General features: G+C 40.9%; 18 protein-coding genes and 1 pseudogene. 7 read left to right on the top strand and 12 right to left on the bottom strand.

What is annotated here, in order from left to right; genetic code table 11:
• Positions 1-58: 58 nt before the first annotated feature.
• Genes VJ09_RS17680 through VJ09_RS12210 form a run of 3 tightly spaced genes read right to left on the bottom strand, consistent with a single transcriptional unit; the run spans position 59 to position 3,514 of the window.
• Positions 59-1,981: a protein kinase domain-containing protein gene (locus VJ09_RS17680; RefSeq protein WP_082050552.1), complete on the bottom strand. Its 1,923-nt coding sequence runs from the start codon at positions 1,979-1,981 to the stop codon at positions 59-61.
• Positions 1,959-2,768 (bottom strand): PP2C family serine/threonine-protein phosphatase, encoded by an 810-nt coding sequence (locus tag VJ09_RS12215; RefSeq protein WP_044641992.1) that lies wholly within the window; start codon positions 2,766-2,768, stop codon positions 1,959-1,961. The genes VJ09_RS17680 and VJ09_RS12215 overlap by 23 nt, the downstream gene beginning before the upstream one ends.
• Entirely contained in the window at positions 2,765-3,514 is a 750-nt protein-coding gene (locus tag VJ09_RS12210; protein ID WP_230199151.1) for a vWA domain-containing protein, read from the bottom strand. The genes VJ09_RS12215 and VJ09_RS12210 overlap by 4 nt, the downstream gene beginning before the upstream one ends.
• A 257-nt stretch (positions 3,515-3,771) precedes the next feature.
• On the opposite strand from VJ09_RS12210, the gene VJ09_RS12205 reads away from it, so the two are divergent.
• Positions 3,772-3,984 (top strand): hypothetical protein, encoded by a 213-nt coding sequence (locus VJ09_RS12205; protein ID WP_044641991.1) that lies wholly within the window; start codon positions 3,772-3,774, stop codon positions 3,982-3,984.
• Positions 3,985-4,076: 92 nt separating this feature from the next.
• Here VJ09_RS12205 and VJ09_RS12200 read toward each other — a convergent pair whose 3' ends face one another.
• From VJ09_RS12200 to VJ09_RS12190, 3 genes are all read right to left on the bottom strand, one after another.
• A complete protein-coding gene (locus VJ09_RS12200; RefSeq protein WP_044641990.1) occupies positions 4,077-4,418 on the bottom strand; it encodes a hypothetical protein in 342 nt (113 codons plus the stop codon).
• A 45-nt stretch (positions 4,419-4,463) separates the two neighbouring features.
• A complete protein-coding gene (locus tag VJ09_RS12195) occupies positions 4,464-4,886 on the bottom strand; it encodes a hypothetical protein (RefSeq protein WP_044641989.1) in 423 nt (140 codons plus the stop codon).
• Between the two features lie 268 nt (positions 4,887-5,154).
• The gene (locus VJ09_RS12190; protein ID WP_044641988.1) at positions 5,155-5,844 is read right to left on the bottom strand and encodes a sporulation protein; all 690 of its coding nucleotides are present in this window, start codon (positions 5,842-5,844) and stop codon (positions 5,155-5,157) included.
• A 101-nt stretch (positions 5,845-5,945) separates the two neighbouring features.
• Here VJ09_RS12190 and VJ09_RS12180 point away from each other — a divergent pair.
• Positions 5,946-7,096 (top strand): IS3 family transposase gene (locus VJ09_RS12180; RefSeq protein ID WP_147635393.1). Its coding sequence is split into 2 segments (ribosomal slippage): positions 5,946-6,207 and positions 6,207-7,096, totalling 1,152 coding nucleotides; the frame shifts between segments, so codons are not numbered across the junction.
• 288 nt (positions 7,097-7,384) lie between these two features.
• Here VJ09_RS12180 and pruA read toward each other — a convergent pair.
• Complete coding sequence (gene pruA / locus VJ09_RS12175) at positions 7,385-8,932, bottom strand: L-glutamate gamma-semialdehyde dehydrogenase (protein WP_044641987.1); 1,548 nt, start codon at positions 8,930-8,932, stop codon at positions 7,385-7,387.
• Positions 8,933-9,088: 156 nt separating this feature from the next.
• On the opposite strand from pruA, the gene VJ09_RS12170 reads away from it, so the two are divergent.
• The 4 genes from VJ09_RS12170 (at position 9,089) to VJ09_RS12155 (ending at position 12,338) form a co-directional block, all read left to right on the top strand.
• The gene (locus VJ09_RS12170; protein ID WP_052807377.1) at positions 9,089-10,009 is read left to right on the top strand and encodes a proline dehydrogenase family protein; all 921 of its coding nucleotides are present in this window, start codon (positions 9,089-9,091) and stop codon (positions 10,007-10,009) included.
• A gap of 267 nt (positions 10,010-10,276) precedes the next feature.
• Entirely contained in the window at positions 10,277-10,465 is a 189-nt protein-coding gene (locus VJ09_RS12165; RefSeq protein WP_044641986.1) for a hypothetical protein, read from the top strand.
• A 109-nt stretch (positions 10,466-10,574) separates the two neighbouring features.
• Complete coding sequence (locus VJ09_RS12160; protein ID WP_044641985.1) at positions 10,575-11,069, top strand: Lrp/AsnC family transcriptional regulator; 495 nt, start codon at positions 10,575-10,577, stop codon at positions 11,067-11,069.
• Positions 11,070-11,135: 66 nt separating this feature from the next.
• Positions 11,136-12,338 (top strand): aminotransferase class I/II-fold pyridoxal phosphate-dependent enzyme, encoded by a 1,203-nt coding sequence (locus VJ09_RS12155; RefSeq protein ID WP_044641984.1) that lies wholly within the window; start codon positions 11,136-11,138, stop codon positions 12,336-12,338.
• Positions 12,339-12,428: 90 nt separating this feature from the next.
• On the opposite strand, the gene VJ09_RS12150 is transcribed toward VJ09_RS12155, so the two are convergent.
• Positions 12,429-13,031, bottom strand: a complete 603-nt coding sequence (locus VJ09_RS12150) for a DedA family protein (protein WP_044641983.1) — start codon at positions 13,029-13,031, stop codon at positions 12,429-12,431.
• 361 nt (positions 13,032-13,392) lie between these two features.
• On the opposite strand from VJ09_RS12150, the gene VJ09_RS17675 reads away from it, so the two are divergent.
• Complete coding sequence (locus VJ09_RS17675; RefSeq protein WP_052807376.1) at positions 13,393-14,517, top strand: HAD-IA family hydrolase; 1,125 nt, start codon at positions 13,393-13,395, stop codon at positions 14,515-14,517.
• 17 nt (positions 14,518-14,534) lie between these two features.
• On the opposite strand, the pseudogene VJ09_RS12140 reads toward VJ09_RS17675, so the two are convergent.
• The 4 genes and pseudogenes from VJ09_RS12140 to hisJ form a co-directional block, all read right to left on the bottom strand.
• Positions 14,535-14,945, bottom strand: a pseudogene (locus tag VJ09_RS12140) (YdcF family protein); the annotation flags it as partial.
• 30 nt (positions 14,946-14,975) lie between these two features.
• The gene (locus VJ09_RS18480; protein ID WP_154662361.1) at positions 14,976-15,140 is read right to left on the bottom strand and encodes a hypothetical protein; all 165 of its coding nucleotides are present in this window, start codon (positions 15,138-15,140) and stop codon (positions 14,976-14,978) included.
• Positions 15,141-15,237: 97 nt separating this feature from the next.
• Positions 15,238-15,732, bottom strand: coding sequence for a hypothetical protein (locus VJ09_RS12135; protein WP_044641982.1), 495 nt, complete (start codon positions 15,730-15,732; stop codon positions 15,238-15,240).
• Between the two features lie 157 nt (positions 15,733-15,889).
• Positions 15,890-16,720 (bottom strand): histidinol-phosphatase HisJ, encoded by an 831-nt coding sequence (hisJ, locus tag VJ09_RS12130; RefSeq protein WP_044641981.1) that lies wholly within the window; start codon positions 16,718-16,720, stop codon positions 15,890-15,892.
• Positions 16,721-16,818: the final 98 nt, after the last annotated feature.

Here is a 16,818-nt window from a genome sequence, read left to right as displayed (position 1 = left end):
TCTACTACTCATGATAATTTTTACATCATTTTCTATTGAATTGGGAATATATGATAATTTATCTCTTGGTCAAAAGAAATAAATAATCCTTCTGTGCCTGAGCTAGTCGTCTTGCCTTCTCTTCTAAACTGGGTAATCGTTGATCGGAGACATGCCTCACAGATTTTTGCCATTGTAAATATTGATTTCGAGCCAAGATCGCTTTTCGTTGCCAAAGACGATGCTTCCATTCCACTTCCCTCATAATCTGTTGCTTTACCTCTTCTGGAATTCCAATTGTTTCAGGGGGGGTGAACTGCACTGCTAGTTTCTTTCTCCATTGAAGAAGCTGCTCCTTGGTTGCAACACCAAGCTCCGAAATATTCTCTAAAGCGGCAGGTCGTATGTCTGCTGCTGTCCAAATCCCTCTTTGCTCTAAAAGAGCTAGTTTTCCTTCCGTTAATGTAGAAAGCTTAGAATTACGAACAGAAAATTGACGTAGGTGTATTTCTCGTAATGTACGAATCTTACCCCTGCGGACAGAACTCCATTTTTGCTTCTTCAAACGCTCAATCGATTGATACTCTTGTTGGAGTCGCTTCCATTGTTGCTGTCTATGATGTTGTCCTGTTCTTTCTGGATCTAGTTGGAACTCTTTTACTGCATTCACCCAATCTTGCTCTGCTAGTTGATAAATTCGATGAAGATGTTTGAGTCTCTTACGCGGTTTCCAGTCTAGCAGTGCTAGAAACAGAGCTACTGGTATACCAAAAAAGAGCGATGTTTGTAAGGCAACTATTGTCAAGAGAATGGCTACTCCTATCCGAACATTTCGCCAACCTCGTCTTTTTTGCACATAATGTCTTACCGAAGGCGAAGGTCGAACCTGGATCTCCTTGGGGCTAGGTAGCTTAGGAAAAGGAGAAGCATCTTTCGTTACAGGAGCCCAAATTTCCTCTGGTGACTGAAGACGAACCTTTTGACGAGAGCCTGTCCCATGAGAAAAAAACAAAATTCCACAACGTGCTTCGACCCGACACCAAGGACAGTCTTGATAATAGCTGGCGTACAAATGCTTTGGATGATCCTCGCAACTCTTCATCTTCTCCATTGCACTATTCAAAACATGGACCCACTGTTTTGCCGTAGGACGATCAGCTGGATTGGAGCTTAAAAAAGCTTTTTCAAATAAGGTTTGAATCTCTTTTGGATAAAGCGAAAACGGGATCATTCCAGGTGGAAGCTTTCTTTTTTGGCACGAGTTTTGTTTACTATAGAGGAAATCACGCTCCTTAATCGCTATTTCGATACTTCTCTCCTTTTTGTCTCCTATTCCCGCAAACGGATGTCTTCCCAGATAAAGCAAGTGAAACAAGAGTACCGCCAGACCAAAGGCATCTTGCTGGTCGGTACGCTCTGTCACTTGTTGCGCTTGCCATTCGGGCGCTTGAAAAGTAGGTACCCCAACACCGCAAGCGAAGCTTTTCTCTCCTTGTCGTATTTGAAAACTATCACAATCAATGAAACGAACAAGACCTAGATCTGAAACAAATAAATTGGCATGATTGATATCTCCCACCACTTGTCCCGCTGCATGTACAGCAGAGAAAGCACGTGCAATGTTGGTAGCAGTATGGAGCAAAAATCGAACTCCCGCCTTGGGAAATGTTTCCGTTCTACTTTTGGGTGTGTAGAGCAAATGGATAGGACGATATCCTATTAAATAAGGCTGTGTATACCCAACCATTCTCTCATCTTGATAGACTAAATCGATAATCCAAGCTGTATATTGTGCTAAACGCTCTGTTCGAAGCCTCTTCATAGCCCAGAGTTTTGCTTCTTGCTCTCTCGATGCTTGATGGTAGAGCTTCAGTACCTCATTTGGTCGGTTCCGAATCTCATAGACAGCTCCCTCGCCACCTTCGCCTATCTTATTTCCCGACCAGATCTCTCGCCCCTGCTGATCTGTGTACTTATGTTTAGTAAGTAGCTTGTTCATCATCGGTTCCCCTACTCAGGTAGCGTGATGCAATAACGAGTGTCTTGTCGTCATCTGTTCGCTTGTTGATCTGCTTGGATTGAAGAAAGAGATCCAATTTCTTTTGTCCTGCAATCCAATTCCAATCTGGATGGTGCAAAAACTCAAATAACGGGCGAAAAAAAGGTGCATAGGCACACTGATCCTCATAAGAAAGAGCTAACCGTTGAATACCATCTGTAAAGAGTGCTACATCGGTCAATTCGGTAGAAAGGGAAGTAAACTGTAGAAGAGCACAAGCCTCAGGCTGTGTGGCAAAATAAGTCTGGTTGGCATACTCTCCTTGCTGTGGCCAAAAGATCAACTCATATGCATTTGGTTTTTCTTTTTGCTTTACCACGATTGCTCCATCTCCAATCTGCCAGAATATAGCCCGATTCTCCCCGATGATGGCTCCGAGTAAGGTACTAGCAAAGTTGGTACTTTCCATCCGACAACAGGCGGACCAAAGGGATACTTCATATTGGTATTGTTCTAACCAGTCCGTAATATGGCGTTCGGTTATATGTTGCAAGGAATCTTGCTCCAGAAAAGATTGAATCCGCTCTAAAAAATATCTACATATATGAGTTGCGCCCTCTTTTCCATAGGTGGCACTCCCAGCCCCATCCGCTATGATCGAAACAAAGAGAGTCTCCCCTTCCCGAGAAGGGAGGAGGAGACATTGATGGGCATCCTGGCAAGAGGTCCCATCTTTCTCATGAGAAACTCCGATAACCGTGGAAGAAAGGTATCGCCAAGTTCGGCTCATTCCACTTTGCCCCAACCAGCGGGGCTTGTCAGCGTTACTGTTTCACCCATTTGGGAATGAGAAACAGTACTTAGAGAATGAGACAACCAACTAAACAGCTCTCGGAACTTCAAACCTTTTAACTTCAATGGCTCCCGAACAGAGATCTCCTCTAAAATTTTCATATTGGCACGATCGACCCCTACAGCGAAAAACATAAGCGATTTGGCATCTTCCGCAGCTTGGATCTTCTCTGCCGCACGCCGCCAGTCATCTGTTGGAGCACCATCTGTAATCAGGAAGACCCAAGGACGGTAGTAATCAATTCCGTTTTCTCGATACTGTTCTTTGCGCTCTTCTAACATCTTTAAAGCTTGATCGACTGCTGCTCCAATTGGGGTATCATTTTCTGCTGTTAGATATGGGGCTTGGAACTGATCTGCTGTCTGAAACTCCGATTCCACTGTAACAGGACCAAAACTAACCACCGCTAGCTCTACACGCTTCATCGCCATGTCATCTGACATCAGCTCATCTTTGAAACTAGCAAGCCCTTGATTCAGCTCTTCGATCGGCTCACCTCTCATCGAACCGGAAGTATCGAGTAGTAGTATACAAGGACAACGAGGCTCTGGGTTCTCTGCGAACTCGACTCCCTCAAATGGCATCTGATCATCAAAGTCATCCGCCATTTTGTCTTCCATCTCCATCTCTTCAGGCATTAGGTCTTCTTGTAGGTTATCTTCATATTTTTTTTTGTCTTCCACATTCTCCACTCCCCTTTCTACGATCTTAGTCCAATATATGGACAAAGATCGCAAGACATGCCTAGAAATTGGAGAAATACAAAAAAGATCGGAAGACATTTATTGAACAAAGAGATTTCAAAAAATAGAAAACAAACCATTTGATTAAGTAACTAATATTCTATAAAATAAATATATTCCTTCAACGTCATGTTAAAGGAACTAGTAGATCTAACCCAAATCAACAAAAACATCCGTTCCAACTTAGGAGATACCATATGTCGAACCACACCCGAGTCGTCCTCTGGGGTCTCATCGGAATCCTGCACGCCCTCTCTGCGATTGTGAACTCACTTCAGGGAGAGCTGTTTGGAAGTGTCACCAACGTGACGGTGGCGATTGCTTCCGTCATCATCGTGAGGCACTACAACGAGAAGATCGAGCAGGAGAAGCAGCAGCAGATGCGACAGAAGAAGTTGCAGAAGAAGTAACAACACCCCACGGTTAGATCTACCATACACGTCCGTTAGTTCTCTAACGGACGTGTATTCATTTTTGAGTGTGAAAAGTCCTTACGAATAGTTTAATTTCTCGCATTATACAACTCCATCACCTTTTCTAAGTGATGGATTAACTGTTGGTATTCATCATACTGAATTTCATAACAAATTCTGCTTGAGATAAAAGTAAATTCAACCACATTACCTGGTTTTAATTTGAAACAACTAATATGATTCATGGTACATGCTTCATCCCAGTCCTCATTTAAGCTTTTGCACTCCTCTAAAAAATGATAAATATTATATAGAGACAGCTTATTCCCAGAAAAATATTCTTTTATTGTAGAATCAATACTAAGTAAACTCCAAATATCCAGCATATTGGAGTTGTTGCTTGGTGGTGGATGATTCTTCATACACTCCATCTTCGATCCTCTTTCCTATTAGTAGGAATCCACAAAATAATCTCTTCAATTGCCTTCCTTTTTTAACGAAACTCTCCCAATAAGGTAAACCAATCCATATAGACACATTAGCAAAATCAAAATAAACCCTAGTTGAGTGAAAAAATCTGGTTGAAAAACAAATTGCAACCATTTGATAGCCTCTCTGCTTAGTAAGTTTTTATAATGGATTCCTCCTGAAATAAGAAGGATTAGTTCTGCTAAAATAACAGGAACCCAAACCGCACGAAGATACTTACCAAGACTTTGATATTGTCCGATGTACAATATCGATAAGCCCACCAAAACTGTGATAGAGGGCACAACAAAAAGAGCATAGGAAAAGCCATTCCACCCAGCAGATCCCATTTCTTCATAAACTCCAAAACAAGCGAGTAAAAAGAAGACGCTAAAAAAAACTAAAATTACCATTTTCTGTACTTTTGTCATTCAATTAATCACCTTTGTGATCCTTTCATAAGATTTAAAAAATAAGTCTATAAGCTATTCAACGACTCTGTTTCATACGGATATATTCTGAAAGACGATTACTCTTTTACGTACCTCTTCTCTGGTGATTTGATACGAAAATATTTGCTCATCTAAGTCTAGCGCATCTTCCACTACTCCTTACTCTCTCTTTTAGGTCATCTGGAGGAGCATATAGAAACTTTTGATGAGCCCAATTATTTATTCATTTCTCTCCTGAACTAAACTCTTAGGAATCTATTTTCTCTTTTACAAATCGTGCAATAGCTCCTGTCTTCTCTTTCCATTCCTGTGTACCGATCACATAATCAAACTTGGATTCTTCTAGTGCAAATTCGTCCACTTTTGGTCGTTTAAACTCCAATATCAATTTCCCCTCTCCATGATACTGGATCGAAATCGATGCTAACTTCATCTCCAACTCTTCTGGTTGGTCATATTGAAAAGATTGATATCTCCCTTCATGCTCTACTACTCTTCTTTTGAGTTTTACCTCCTTTTCCATCTGATCTACTAAATACGCTAGTGCTGGATGAGGTTCTACCACTACTTTATCGATGTCGGAGCTATCAAAAGAGAACTCGATGTCCACATGTGTAAAGAGCGATCCTCGGAAACTACCATAATAAGTACTTGGAAACCAACTAGGAATCTCCATAGTAAAAGGTAGATTCTTATGCTCTCTTGCTTTGATTTCGATGGGATCCTCGGAAAGTGATAAAGTTGCTTGGTAAAATGCTGAGTCAGAGTTAATGGAAACAAGTGTAAGCTCCAAACGATTGATAGTTTGATCAGCTGCTCCGCCGGTTAGTTGTACTTCCCCTGCCAAACTACCTCCTTGTATCGCGTCTCCTACTTGGAGTACGGTATCGACTACCATACCATCTAATTGCAAACTAGCTTTTAATCGGTCCAACATATGTAATCCTCCTATGGTATTATCCCCTTACGGTAGACAGTGAAAAAAGAGAACATGTTAACATGTTCTCATAGACACTGCTATAACCGGAGGGGATTTTTATGTCCGCTAAGAAAGGACAAAAGTTTAGAAGATATTCGGAAGAAACAAAAAAGGAGGCAGTGCGCCTCTTCTTAGAAGAGGAGATGCCTTATAGTGAAATACAAAGGAAACTCGGGATCAGAAGTCGAACTCAAATTCAAAATTGGGTCGAAAAGTATAAAGCTGGTGAGTCGTTTGAAGATTATCGAGGTCGCTGGATTAAGAAACATTTTAATAGTCTTGAGGAGGAAAACGCTTATCTAAAGGCCCAAGTAGAATATCTAAAAAAGCTCAATCCAAATCTACACGGGGAGGGATCTTGGAAAAAGGACAACGATTTGTAATCATTGAGGAGCTTTCCAAACAATATACCATTACGCAACTTTGCAAGATTGCGAAGGTTTCACGTGCAGGATATTACAAATGGAAAAAATACATACAACGCGCCGGACGTAGCTCGAATGATGCAAACTTAAAAGAGCATATATTAGCAATTCACAGACTCCGTCCATACTACGGTTACTTTCGTATGCGAACTGCTCTACGTAGGGAAGGAATAGTGGTGAATCATAAGAAAGTACGTAGATTAATGCGTGAACTCGGTATTCGATCCGTTATCCGCAAAAAACGCCCCTTTATGGGGCGTAAGCCATCCATTGTGTTCTCTAACATACTGGCTCGTAATTTTTATGCAGAGGCTCCCAGACAAAAGCTTGCAACGGATATCACGTATGTACGAATTGGAGACCATTTTGTCTATCTATCCGCTGTAACAGATCTATTTAATAATGAAATTATTGCGTGGGAACTTTCTTCGAGAAACGATCTCCAACTAGTGTTAGACACTGTTTATCGCTTAGAAACAGGGGATGGAACTCTTCTTCACTCTGATCAAGGATTCCAGTATACGTCCAAACAATATGCGGCATTGTTAAAAAAACGTGGCTTCATTGGAAGCCACTCGCGGAGGGGAAATTGCTTTGACAATGCCTGTATAGAGTCCTTTTTCTCCCATCTAAAGACAGAAAAACTTTATTTAGAGGAACCAAAAGATGAGACTTCTGCACGCAATATGATTGCTGAGTTCATCGAATATTACAACAAGGAACGTTTCCAAAAAAAACTTGGCGACCGATCCCCAGTGGAATTCCGGGAAGCGATCGCCGCTTAGGATGCCTTTTATCTAGTGTCTACTTGACGGGGTTAAGACCACCTAGGTGTTCTCTTTTCTAGAAACTGTCTGTATGTAAACTCTTCTAACAAAAATCTAGCTAGACTTGGTATGTTCTTGTATAGCCTATCTTGACTTTCTTTCTCCTTGATAGAATTACTCAACCAGACAGATTTCTTTTTTGACTCCCCAATTGCAAATATTCTTCCTTTATCATACCAAAAAAGCGGCAATCCTTAGAGGAATGCCGCAATATCGGATTCATTTTATTCCAAGTCTATTCTTTCTCTAGAACGCTTCCGAAACCATCTTTGGTTGCGTAAATAATAGTAGGTAATCACGACCGCCTGCTTTAGAGTCTGTACCAGACATATTAAATCCACCAAATGGATGGGTTCCGACTAACGCACCTGTGCACTTACGGTTGAAATAGAGGTTGCCCACATGGAACTCCTCCCGTGCTGTCTCTAGGTGTTGGCGATTTTTGGTGATTACTGCACCAGTCAGCCCATACTCGGTATTATTAGCAATCTCCAAAGCATGCTCAAAACTGTCTGCTTTGTGGAAGGCTACCACTGGACCAAAGATCTCTTCTTGGGAGATGCGGGCATGTGGTTCTACATCCGCAAAAACGGTCGGTTGAATGTAGTACCCATTTCCTTCGGCTTTTGCTCCACCAGCGAGAAGGCGACCTTCTGATTTGCCGACCTCGATGTATTCTAGAATCTTGTTATACGCCTTTTCATCCACAACAGGACCAAGCGCAATACTTGGATCATAGGTGGAACCTACTTTTAGTTCCTTCGTTCTGGCAACCACTTTTTCTAGCACTTCATCATACACATCTTGATGAATAATCGCCCGGGAACAAGCAGAACATTTCTGACCAGCAAAGCCAAATGCCGACTTCACAATGGAATCGACTGCTAGTTCGATGTCCGCCTCAGCATCGACCACGATCGCATCTTTTCCGCCCATTTCTGCTACTACTCGCTTAATCCACTTCTGTCCTGGTGCTGTCTTGGCAGCCTGTTCATTGATCCGCAAACCTACTGCACGAGACCCAGTAAAGGAGATAAACCTAGTCAATGGGTGTTTCACCATATATTCCCCGACTGCTGCACCTTCTCCTGGAACAAAGTTAACCACGCCATCTGGAACTCCTGCTTCTTCTAGCAGCTCCATAAATTTGGCTGCAATTACATTTGTCGGCGAAGCTGGCTTGAGGACAACTGTATTGCCAGCTACCACTGCTGCCATAGTCATACCAACAGTGATGGCAAGAGGGAAATTCCAAGGCGGAATCACGGCTCCTACGCCAAGTGGGATGTAGGTCAGTTCGTTATCTTCGCCTGGAATACGAGTCAATGGCTGACGATCGTTCAGTCGGATCATTTCGCGACCATAAAATTCTAGAAAATCAATCGCTTCCGCTGTATCAGCATCCGCTTCCACCCAGCTTTTCCCAGCTTCTGCTACCATCCATGCTGAAAATTCGTGTTTACGACGACGCATGAGATGTGCTGTGCGGAACAAAAGGCGAGCACGTGCTGCTGGATCTACTTTTTTCCATGTATCGAACGTTTTATATGCCACTTGGATTGCTTTTTCGGTTAGATCTTCATTTGCTTCTGAGACAATCCCTACGATTTCGCTTAGATGGGATGGGTTCAGTGACTCTCTTTTCTGAACGGTTTCGATTTTTTCTCCACCGATGATAACAGGATAATGTTGACCAAACTGCGATTTCACTTTTTCCAATGCTTCTTGAAAAGCAAGACGATTTTCTTCTACGGAGAAGTCGGTGAATGCTTCATTTTTAAAATCTACAACCATAATTTCTTTCCCCCTTAAGCAAATCTGTCAGTTCCTTTGTCATTGTATCGCAGTTCTCTATTTTTCTGCAATCGCTTACATTTTGATATTGTCTAATTTCTAATCTTTTCGCTATAATTGTAAAAGTTATGAACCGAAAAGTTAGGTGGGATTGAAATGTCCATTTCGCGGAAATTGGTTTTATCTGTATCTGGTAATAGACTAGTCAAATCGTTCGCCATGAAATACGGAATGAAACTGGGCGCTGCCCGCTTTGTAGCCGGAGAATCACTCAACGCCTCCTTGGATATGGTTCACTCATTAAATCGGGAAAATCTTGTCGTCACTCTAGACCATCTAGGGGAAAGTGTCGAAAATCGAGAAGAAGCAACCACTGCTACCAACGCAGTATTGGAAATTTTTGACGCAATAAAAAGAGAGCGCTTACATTCTAATGTTTCTGTCAAGTTAACTCAACTAGGCTTAGCCCTAGATCCTGCTTTTTGCTTAGACAATATGGATCGAATTGTTGCCAAAGCAAAAGAGACAAGCAACTTCGTCCGTATCGATATGGAAGATACTCCCTTCCTTGAACAAACCATGAATATTTTTCTCACCTTGCTCGAACGGTATGGCAAAGAACATGTGGGACTCGTAATCCAATCCTACCTCTATCGCTCGATCGAAGATGTAGAAGCTCTCGGGAAAAAGGGCGTCAATCTCCGTATTGTCAAAGGTGCCTATAAGGAGCCTCCCGAAGTAGCTTATCCACAAAAAAAGGATGTAGATGAGAATTATCTACGTTTGGTTCAAACACATTTACAAAATGGCTGCTATACAGGGATCGCCACACATGATGAGAAAATAATTGAAGAGTTGAAGATCTGGCTAGCACAAGAAAAGATCTCGCAAGATTTATTTGAGTTTCAGATGCTGTACGGAGTACGAAATGGATTACAACGCAACCTAGTAAAAGAAGGGTATCGTGTACGAGTTTATACCCCATTTGGTACAGATTGGTACCCATATTTTACGAGAAGAATTGCTGAACGACCGGCAAACGCATTGTTTATCTTAAAAAATATGTTTCGTGATTAAGAAAAGTATAAATCTATTATTCGATAGCTAAATCTGGGGTTTTGGAGCCATACTCCAGATTTAGCCTTCCCAATATATATTAGAATTTTGTTATAATTTAATCAAAGAATGTTCTTTTTATAGTTTCTGAACTAGTTTATCGATTACGATCGTGTTGTACATTCTCTCTGACTTTTTTCATGAACCATCTCATCAGAACAAATTCACAGAGTGCTCCGAAATCAAATACTACAATCTCAATATATAAACGATGAAAGGAGATTCGATATGCAAAAACTAACCCCATTGACAGTAGCAATTCTAACGGCTTTTCCTGTATTTGGTGCGTTACTCTATTTACTACTAGCAGAACTCACTCCTCAAAGCAAAGGAATAAGTCTCGTGCTGCTAGTCTTATTTGGTCCTATGTTCTTATATGCAGTTGGAAATTACTTAAAAGAAAAATATTCCTCTTGAAACCGCCATCATACTCTTAGATGCTATTCAACCTCACTGCTTCCTCCTCTCCCTTCTCTATGATAAAATGCAAAAAAGATATGCTTTTCTTTCCAAGGGGGTGGATGAGATGACGGATTCGATACGATTAGAGATACTTTCATTATTAGAGCAAGATGCAGACTTCACCGTACCTGAACTAGCTCGTACGATAGGAGAATCTGAAGAGACTATTACCGAAATACTCGACCAGCTAAAAGCCGAAAAAATCCTCATCAAAAAACAAGCCCTCATCGATTGGAAAAAAGCTGGGATAGAGCGTGTTACAGCGCTAATTGATGTGAAGGTGACACCTCAACAAGGCTATGGATTTGATGCAATTGCCAAGCGAATTTATCTCTACAATGAGGTGCAGAATGTCTATCTCATGTCTGGTGCCTATGATTTGTCTATACAACTAGAAGTAGATAGTCTCGAAGCTGTAGGACGTTTTGTGACCGAAAAACTGGCGCCACTCGAATTTGTGGTCGGTACTACCACTCATTTTGTAATGAAAAAATATAAACAGGACGGAGTGCGTTTGGAAGAAACGCCACCAGACCGTCGCATTCAGGTGATTCCGTGACGACATTGGTTTACGGAGTCTTTTTATTGGCAAATACCAGAGGAGGTGCGCTCTTAGAGCAACCATATGAAACTAGAAGACAAAATATCTCCTGTAGTACAAAACCTTCAACCATCTGGAATCCGCCGTTTTTTTGATTTGGTCCAACAGATGCCAGACGCCATTTCACTCGGAGTAGGAGAACCAGACTTTGTAACTCCATGGCACATCCGTGAAGCAGTAGTACATTCCTTGGAAGCAGGAATGACAAGCTATACTTCCAATCAGGGAATGCCCGAACTCCTAGAGCAGATTGCTAAATATCTTCATGAACGATTTTCTTTATCTTATGAGGCCAGTTCAGAAATTTTAGTAACCTTTGGTGCCAGTGAAGCAATTGATCTCGCATTACGCACTATTCTCACTCCAGGAGAAGAAGTACTTGTTCCTGATCCAAGTTATGTTTCCTATGCTCCTTGTATTGAATTAGCTGGTGGAGTTGCAGTACCAGTGGCAACACATGCCAAACATGGGTTTAAATTGCGCGCTGAAGAACTAGAGAGAAAAATAACCAGTCGCACCAAAGCAATCATCCTCTGTTATCCCAATAACCCAACAGGTGCGATCATGACCCATTCAGACTACCTAGAAATTGCTGAATTGGTTCGCAAGCACGAACTAATCGTCATCTCTGATGAGATCTATGCGGAACTAACTTACCGTGGACAGCATGAATCCTTTGCAGCCATTCCAGGAATGAAAGAACATACCATTCATCTCAATGGTTTCTCCAAATCATTTGCGATGACTGGTTGGAGACTCGGATTTATTGCCGCTCCTAAAGTTCTATTAACCGGGATGCTCAAGATTCATCAATATACTGCTCTTTGTGCTCCCATCATGAGCCAAGTAGCAGCTCTCGAAGCACTGCGTAATGGGTTGGCCGAGTGTCACGCAATGGTATCGCAATACGATCAGCGGCGTCGGTATATCACAAGCACACTCGATCATATGGGACTTACTTGTCCTACTCCACTTGGAGCCTTTTACGTGTTCCCTTCCATTCAAGCAACAGGACTCGACTCCTATACGTTTGCAGAAGAACTACTTCATGAGGAACAAGTTGCAGTCGTTCCTGGTACCGCTTTTGGACCAAGTGGAGAAGGTTTTATCCGCTGTTCCTATGCGACATCTATGGAGAAAATTCGAGAAGCAATGAAGCGGATGGAACGTTTTGTACAGCGAAGAGTCGCTACCATGCCATCGAAATCGGTAGATAAGTTAGGATAAATAAAAAAACAAGCCCATGTAATCATCGTTACGATTACATGGGCTTGTACTTCTAGATCAGATAGGACTAAGATCAAATACACTATCTACTTAAAACTTCTTCTTTAAAAACAAACCTACAGCTGCTATAGCGCCTACACCTAGCAATACATATACCACATTCGAATAAACACCAACGTATTCCACAATGCTTTCCCAATTATCCCCCACACTTGCCCCAACATTGACCAACACGATATTCCAAACCAACGTGCCAATTGTGGTAAATAGCAAGAACAGGCCAAAATTCATATTAGACATACCCGCAGGGATCGAGATAAGACTTCTTATTAACGGAACAATCCTACAGATTAAAACCGTCCAGATACCGTATTTATCAAACCAATTGTCCGCTTTGTAAATATCCTCTCTCTTTAAACGAAGAATATGACCCCATCGATCCACAATTTTTTCCATCCGCTCTACATCTAGCTGTAATCCTATAACATACAAAATACAAGCTCCTATTACAGAACCTAGGGTAGAAGCAATCACTACTCCTAGTATGCTTAGATCAGAAGAGGTAGTCATAAATCCGCCAAAAGTAAGGATCACCTCAGATGGAATTGGTGGAAAAATGTTTTCTAGTGCGATTAATAGAAAAATACCTACATATCCATATTCACTCATAAAATCTGTGATCCAGTTTTCCATTTGTCAATCTGCCTCCTGTAGCTTCTTATATATCATTGCATTGATCACTTTGTAGATGAAAGACAATCCCAGAAGTCCTAGACCATATGCAAATAAAGTCGCTTCTACATGGAAAAAGGAATAGAAGACGGGAACAGAAATATATTTGCTGTCCAGACTACAAAAAAGATTACTATAAACACAATAGTCTAACCACCTAAGTAGTGGTGTGCATGTAGATGAAAAAAAGATGAATTTTTCAATAGAGATAGATCGTAACAAGTCTAGAAAAACTTCATTTCGCTACTAATCTACTCTAAAATAAAAGAAACGGATACTTTTTCAAGATATACATACATATACAAAGAAATAGGAGGCTATTATGCGTATTTTATGGGACTTTGACGGTACCATCATGGATACCTATCCAACGATGATACAAGCCGCGATCCGAGCTATCGAAGAACAAGGAAAAACGATAAGTTCAGAGGAGTTATTGCGTAGGATGAAACGCTCATCCGTATATGCATTTACTTCATTAGATCTAGATCCTACCGAAACACTTCAAAAGATGGTAGAAATAGAACAAACTCTACCTAATCAACAAAAACAACCATTCTCCTATATTCGAGAGGTATTGAAACTAGCGGAGTGTAACGTGATCTATACTCACAAATCACGTAAATTGGTAGAGGAATTACTAGATGAATACCAATTGAACGAGTATTTTACAGAAGTTGTCTGCCAAGAGGACGGCTTTGCCCGCAAACCCGATACACCTGCTTACGAATATTTGCAAGCCAAATACGGGATTAATCTTGTTATTGGAGATCGGGAGTTAGATCTAGAACCAGCCCGTAAGCTAGGAATTCAAACTTGTGCCTTCCAAAACGAGGAAATTGAGGCAGATTATCATCTCTCAAGCTATGTAGAGTTCCCACTTGTTTTGCTAGGAGAGACTTATGGCGTTATTCCCAATAGCAAAACTTCTCCTATCCTCTCCACAGAGTGGCTACAGACTTACTTTTCCCCCACTGATATGCGTTACCAACACATTTTAGGAGTCGTTCAAAAAGCGAACAAATCCCCTGAATCTTATCTACATGACGTTGGATATTCTCCTAGTTTGATTCGTACTGGTTTCCATCCGATAGACGGAGCAATATATGCACTAGAACATGGGTTTGAACTGGATGTCATCATGGCGATTCTCTTTCATGGTGGAGCTGATGGGGAAGCACAATTACATGGTGGAAAAATAAGGGAGATGTATGAAAAACTGTCCAAGTTCGTCACCACTAGTCAACAAGAGCGTATTGATTTTCTAACTTACTGTGATATTCATACTTCTCCCGATGGACAAACCATCACAATAGAGGAACGATTAGCGGATATTTGGTCCCGCTATAATGTGGAAACTGTTGTGTACCAAAATATGAAACAACAAGTACCTTATCTGATGAAACTGCGGAAAAAATATGCTCATGATACTTTTTCTAAAGACTGAAACCATACTTCTTCTAGCTATGTGGAACGACTTATTTGATAATCAATATAGTAATACCATTCTTGCCAGAAAAAGGACCACTTTGTTTTAAAACTGCGAAAAACCGTGCTAGGTGTAGGGGAAGAATATACTTCCATCCCTAAATCCTCGGCGATCACAATTGCGCGTTTCATATGATAAGGGTCACTTACGATGGTATATGTCTTTAGATCATTCTGTTTTGCCACATCATAAGCATATCGAAGATTATCTTCTGTTGTTCTTGACTTACTCTCGATCAGAATATCTTCTGGCTTTACCTGTTTCTCCAAAGCATAATTTCGTGATACTTCTGCCTCTGACATCGTTTTTTGGTCACCTATACCACCAGTAAAAATGATTTTCTGTACGTATCCTTTTTGATAGAGCCATATTGCATGATTGATCCTCTCTTTTAGTGCAGGAGAGGGTTTGTCCTCCTAGACCGCTGCTCCTAATACAATGGCAGCATCGGTTTTGACTAATTGATTTACTCCACCAAAAGACCAAACACTATATATGGAGTAACCTGTTAAAATGGCAAGCAAACTGAGGAAACAAAGTAATACTTTGTCTATCATTTTCCCTATACTTTTTCTTGTCATCTTAAGCCCCCTCTATATAAAAAGAGACGAACGACTAAAAACTAGTTCGTTCGTCTTTTTCAACATCGGATGGTAATCGTTGTATCGTCTTGTTCGATTACTGGAAGGTTTTCACTACATTTTCTACCTTTGCCCATTCTTTTTGTGTTTCTTCGAGTAGTACTTCATCCTCTAGTGCTTCTTGGCTAGGTTCTGTTGTATCCATGTAGGAGTAAATAATGTTTTGTTTTACTGCGAGTTTTTTCTCTAGTCCACCTTCAAAATCCTGATCCCACTTTGTTTCTGTATATCCTGTGTATCCTCTTAAAACGAAAAGAGTCGATCCTTTAAACGAGAATTCGATGTATGTTTCTACATTTTGTTCCGAAGGTGTCTTTTTCGTTACATCCCAATTGTCTGGAACGATGATCGAACTATTACTATCAATAGCTACTAACTTTTCTGTGTCTGGTATTAATGTCTTTTCTGGAACAGATGGTCCTTCTGTTGTTACTTCCTTTTGTTGTACTGGTACTTGTTGTTCTGCTGTTTGGGATGATTGGCACCCTGTTACGATCATTCCTGCGATTACGACACTTACTAATTTTTTCATACTCAATCTCTCCTTTTTTAGTAGGAGCGACCTATATCATCCGATGTTGATAACCAACATCCGGATTGATACGGTCTCCCCGAATGTTGGTTATCTGCCTAATGGCAAATATAACGATATTGTATCTCACAAAAATAGACTACTATATAAATAGAATCTATTCATTTTGTGAACAATTTTTGCCGGCCTTTCCCTCGAAATATCTTCCTACCGTTTTCGCCTCATGGCTATCAGATCCCAAAATAAGTGAAATTCCCCTCTTTTGTGCTTCTGCAACTAATATAGACGATGGATAAGTTTGACCGTATAAAGGTTTATCAATCCCCGAAGTATTGTAATCAAGGCTAAATCCAGCTATTTGTACCTGATCTAAAAGGCTTTGCCACTCTACCAGTTCTGTATCTTTCTTTGTCTCCTTCAATGGATAAGCTTGTTCAAACTTTTGAACTAGATTGAGATGTCCTAATCTCATTGGGGTCAAACGACCAAATGGCTTTGCTAAGACGTTTTGAACCTGGTCTCGATAGACTTGGTAGACCTTTTTTACCGAACCATAAGCTTGGACAATCTCTCCAAACATCCTCTTATCATAATCGAGACAGAGAAATTCCCTATTTGGAAGTGGCAAGAAGTGGACGGAGAGGAGGGAATGAGCAAGACAAGGCTCATATTTTTGTAAAAATTCCATTGTCTCTTGTTCATAGCCTTGAAGGTAATCTATCTCAAATCCCGCTCGAATGGTCAGTTGATCACCATATCGAACTTGGAGCTGATGAACTTCCTCTAAATAAACTTCTACTTCATCCCATCGCATACTACTGTCTTTTTTGGGTGTGGGGTCAACAAATGATCGAGGTAACGGAGCATGTTCGGTAAAGATAATACCCGTAAGACCTCGACTGATCGCTGTTTCTACATACTGCTCTAAGGAATCAGACGTGCCATGTGGACAAAATGGTGTGTGAATATGCGCATCCCATAGATCCATCCAACTCACTCCTATTTAACAAAATCTTATTTGACGATCGGCTGTGATCATGTTAACTTGGATATATTACTTTATCACATTAGAGAGATAACACATTA

Origin of the sequence: Risungbinella massiliensis (genome assembly GCF_000942395.1) — a bacterium.
In the GTDB taxonomy this organism is placed as follows: Bacteria; Bacillota; Bacilli; order Thermoactinomycetales; family Thermoactinomycetaceae; genus Risungbinella; species Risungbinella massiliensis.
This window is presented reverse-complemented; position numbering and strand designations above follow the sequence as displayed.

Bases quoted from the DNA above. Each gene is read 5' to 3' on its own strand.
- pruA (WP_044641987.1), bottom strand. From the start codon at position 8,932: ATGGTTGTAGATTTTAAAAATGAAGCATTCACCGACTTCTCCGTAGAA.
- VJ09_RS12135 (WP_044641982.1), bottom strand. From the start codon at position 15,732: ATGAAAAAATTAGTAAGTGTCGTAATCGCAGGAATGATCGTAACAGGG.
- VJ09_RS18480 (WP_154662361.1), bottom strand. From the start codon at position 15,140: ATGACAAGAAAAAGTATAGGGAAAATGATAGACAAAGTATTACTTTGT.
- VJ09_RS12190 (WP_044641988.1), bottom strand. From the start codon at position 5,844: ATGTTGGACCGATTAAAAGCTAGTTTGCAATTAGATGGTATGGTAGTC.
- VJ09_RS17680 (WP_082050552.1), bottom strand. From the start codon at position 1,981: ATGATGAACAAGCTACTTACTAAACATAAGTACACAGATCAGCAGGGG.
- VJ09_RS12150 (WP_044641983.1), bottom strand. From the start codon at position 13,031: ATGGAAAACTGGATCACAGATTTTATGAGTGAATATGGATATGTAGGT.
- VJ09_RS12205 (WP_044641991.1), top strand. From the start codon at position 3,772: ATGTCGAACCACACCCGAGTCGTCCTCTGGGGTCTCATCGGAATCCTG.
- VJ09_RS12165 (WP_044641986.1), top strand. From the start codon at position 10,277: ATGCAAAAACTAACCCCATTGACAGTAGCAATTCTAACGGCTTTTCCT.
- VJ09_RS12215 (WP_044641992.1), bottom strand. From the start codon at position 2,768: ATGAGCCGAACTTGGCGATACCTTTCTTCCACGGTTATCGGAGTTTCT.
- VJ09_RS12195 (WP_044641989.1), bottom strand. From the start codon at position 4,886: ATGACAAAAGTACAGAAAATGGTAATTTTAGTTTTTTTTAGCGTCTTC.
- VJ09_RS12200 (WP_044641990.1), bottom strand. From the start codon at position 4,418: ATGGAGTGTATGAAGAATCATCCACCACCAAGCAACAACTCCAATATG.
- hisJ (WP_044641981.1), bottom strand. From the start codon at position 16,720: ATGGATCTATGGGATGCGCATATTCACACACCATTTTGTCCACATGGC.
- VJ09_RS12155 (WP_044641984.1), top strand. From the start codon at position 11,136: ATGAAACTAGAAGACAAAATATCTCCTGTAGTACAAAACCTTCAACCA.
- VJ09_RS12160 (WP_044641985.1), top strand. From the start codon at position 10,575: ATGACGGATTCGATACGATTAGAGATACTTTCATTATTAGAGCAAGAT.
- VJ09_RS17675 (WP_052807376.1), top strand. From the start codon at position 13,393: ATGCGTATTTTATGGGACTTTGACGGTACCATCATGGATACCTATCCA.
- VJ09_RS12170 (WP_052807377.1), top strand. From the start codon at position 9,089: ATGTCCATTTCGCGGAAATTGGTTTTATCTGTATCTGGTAATAGACTA.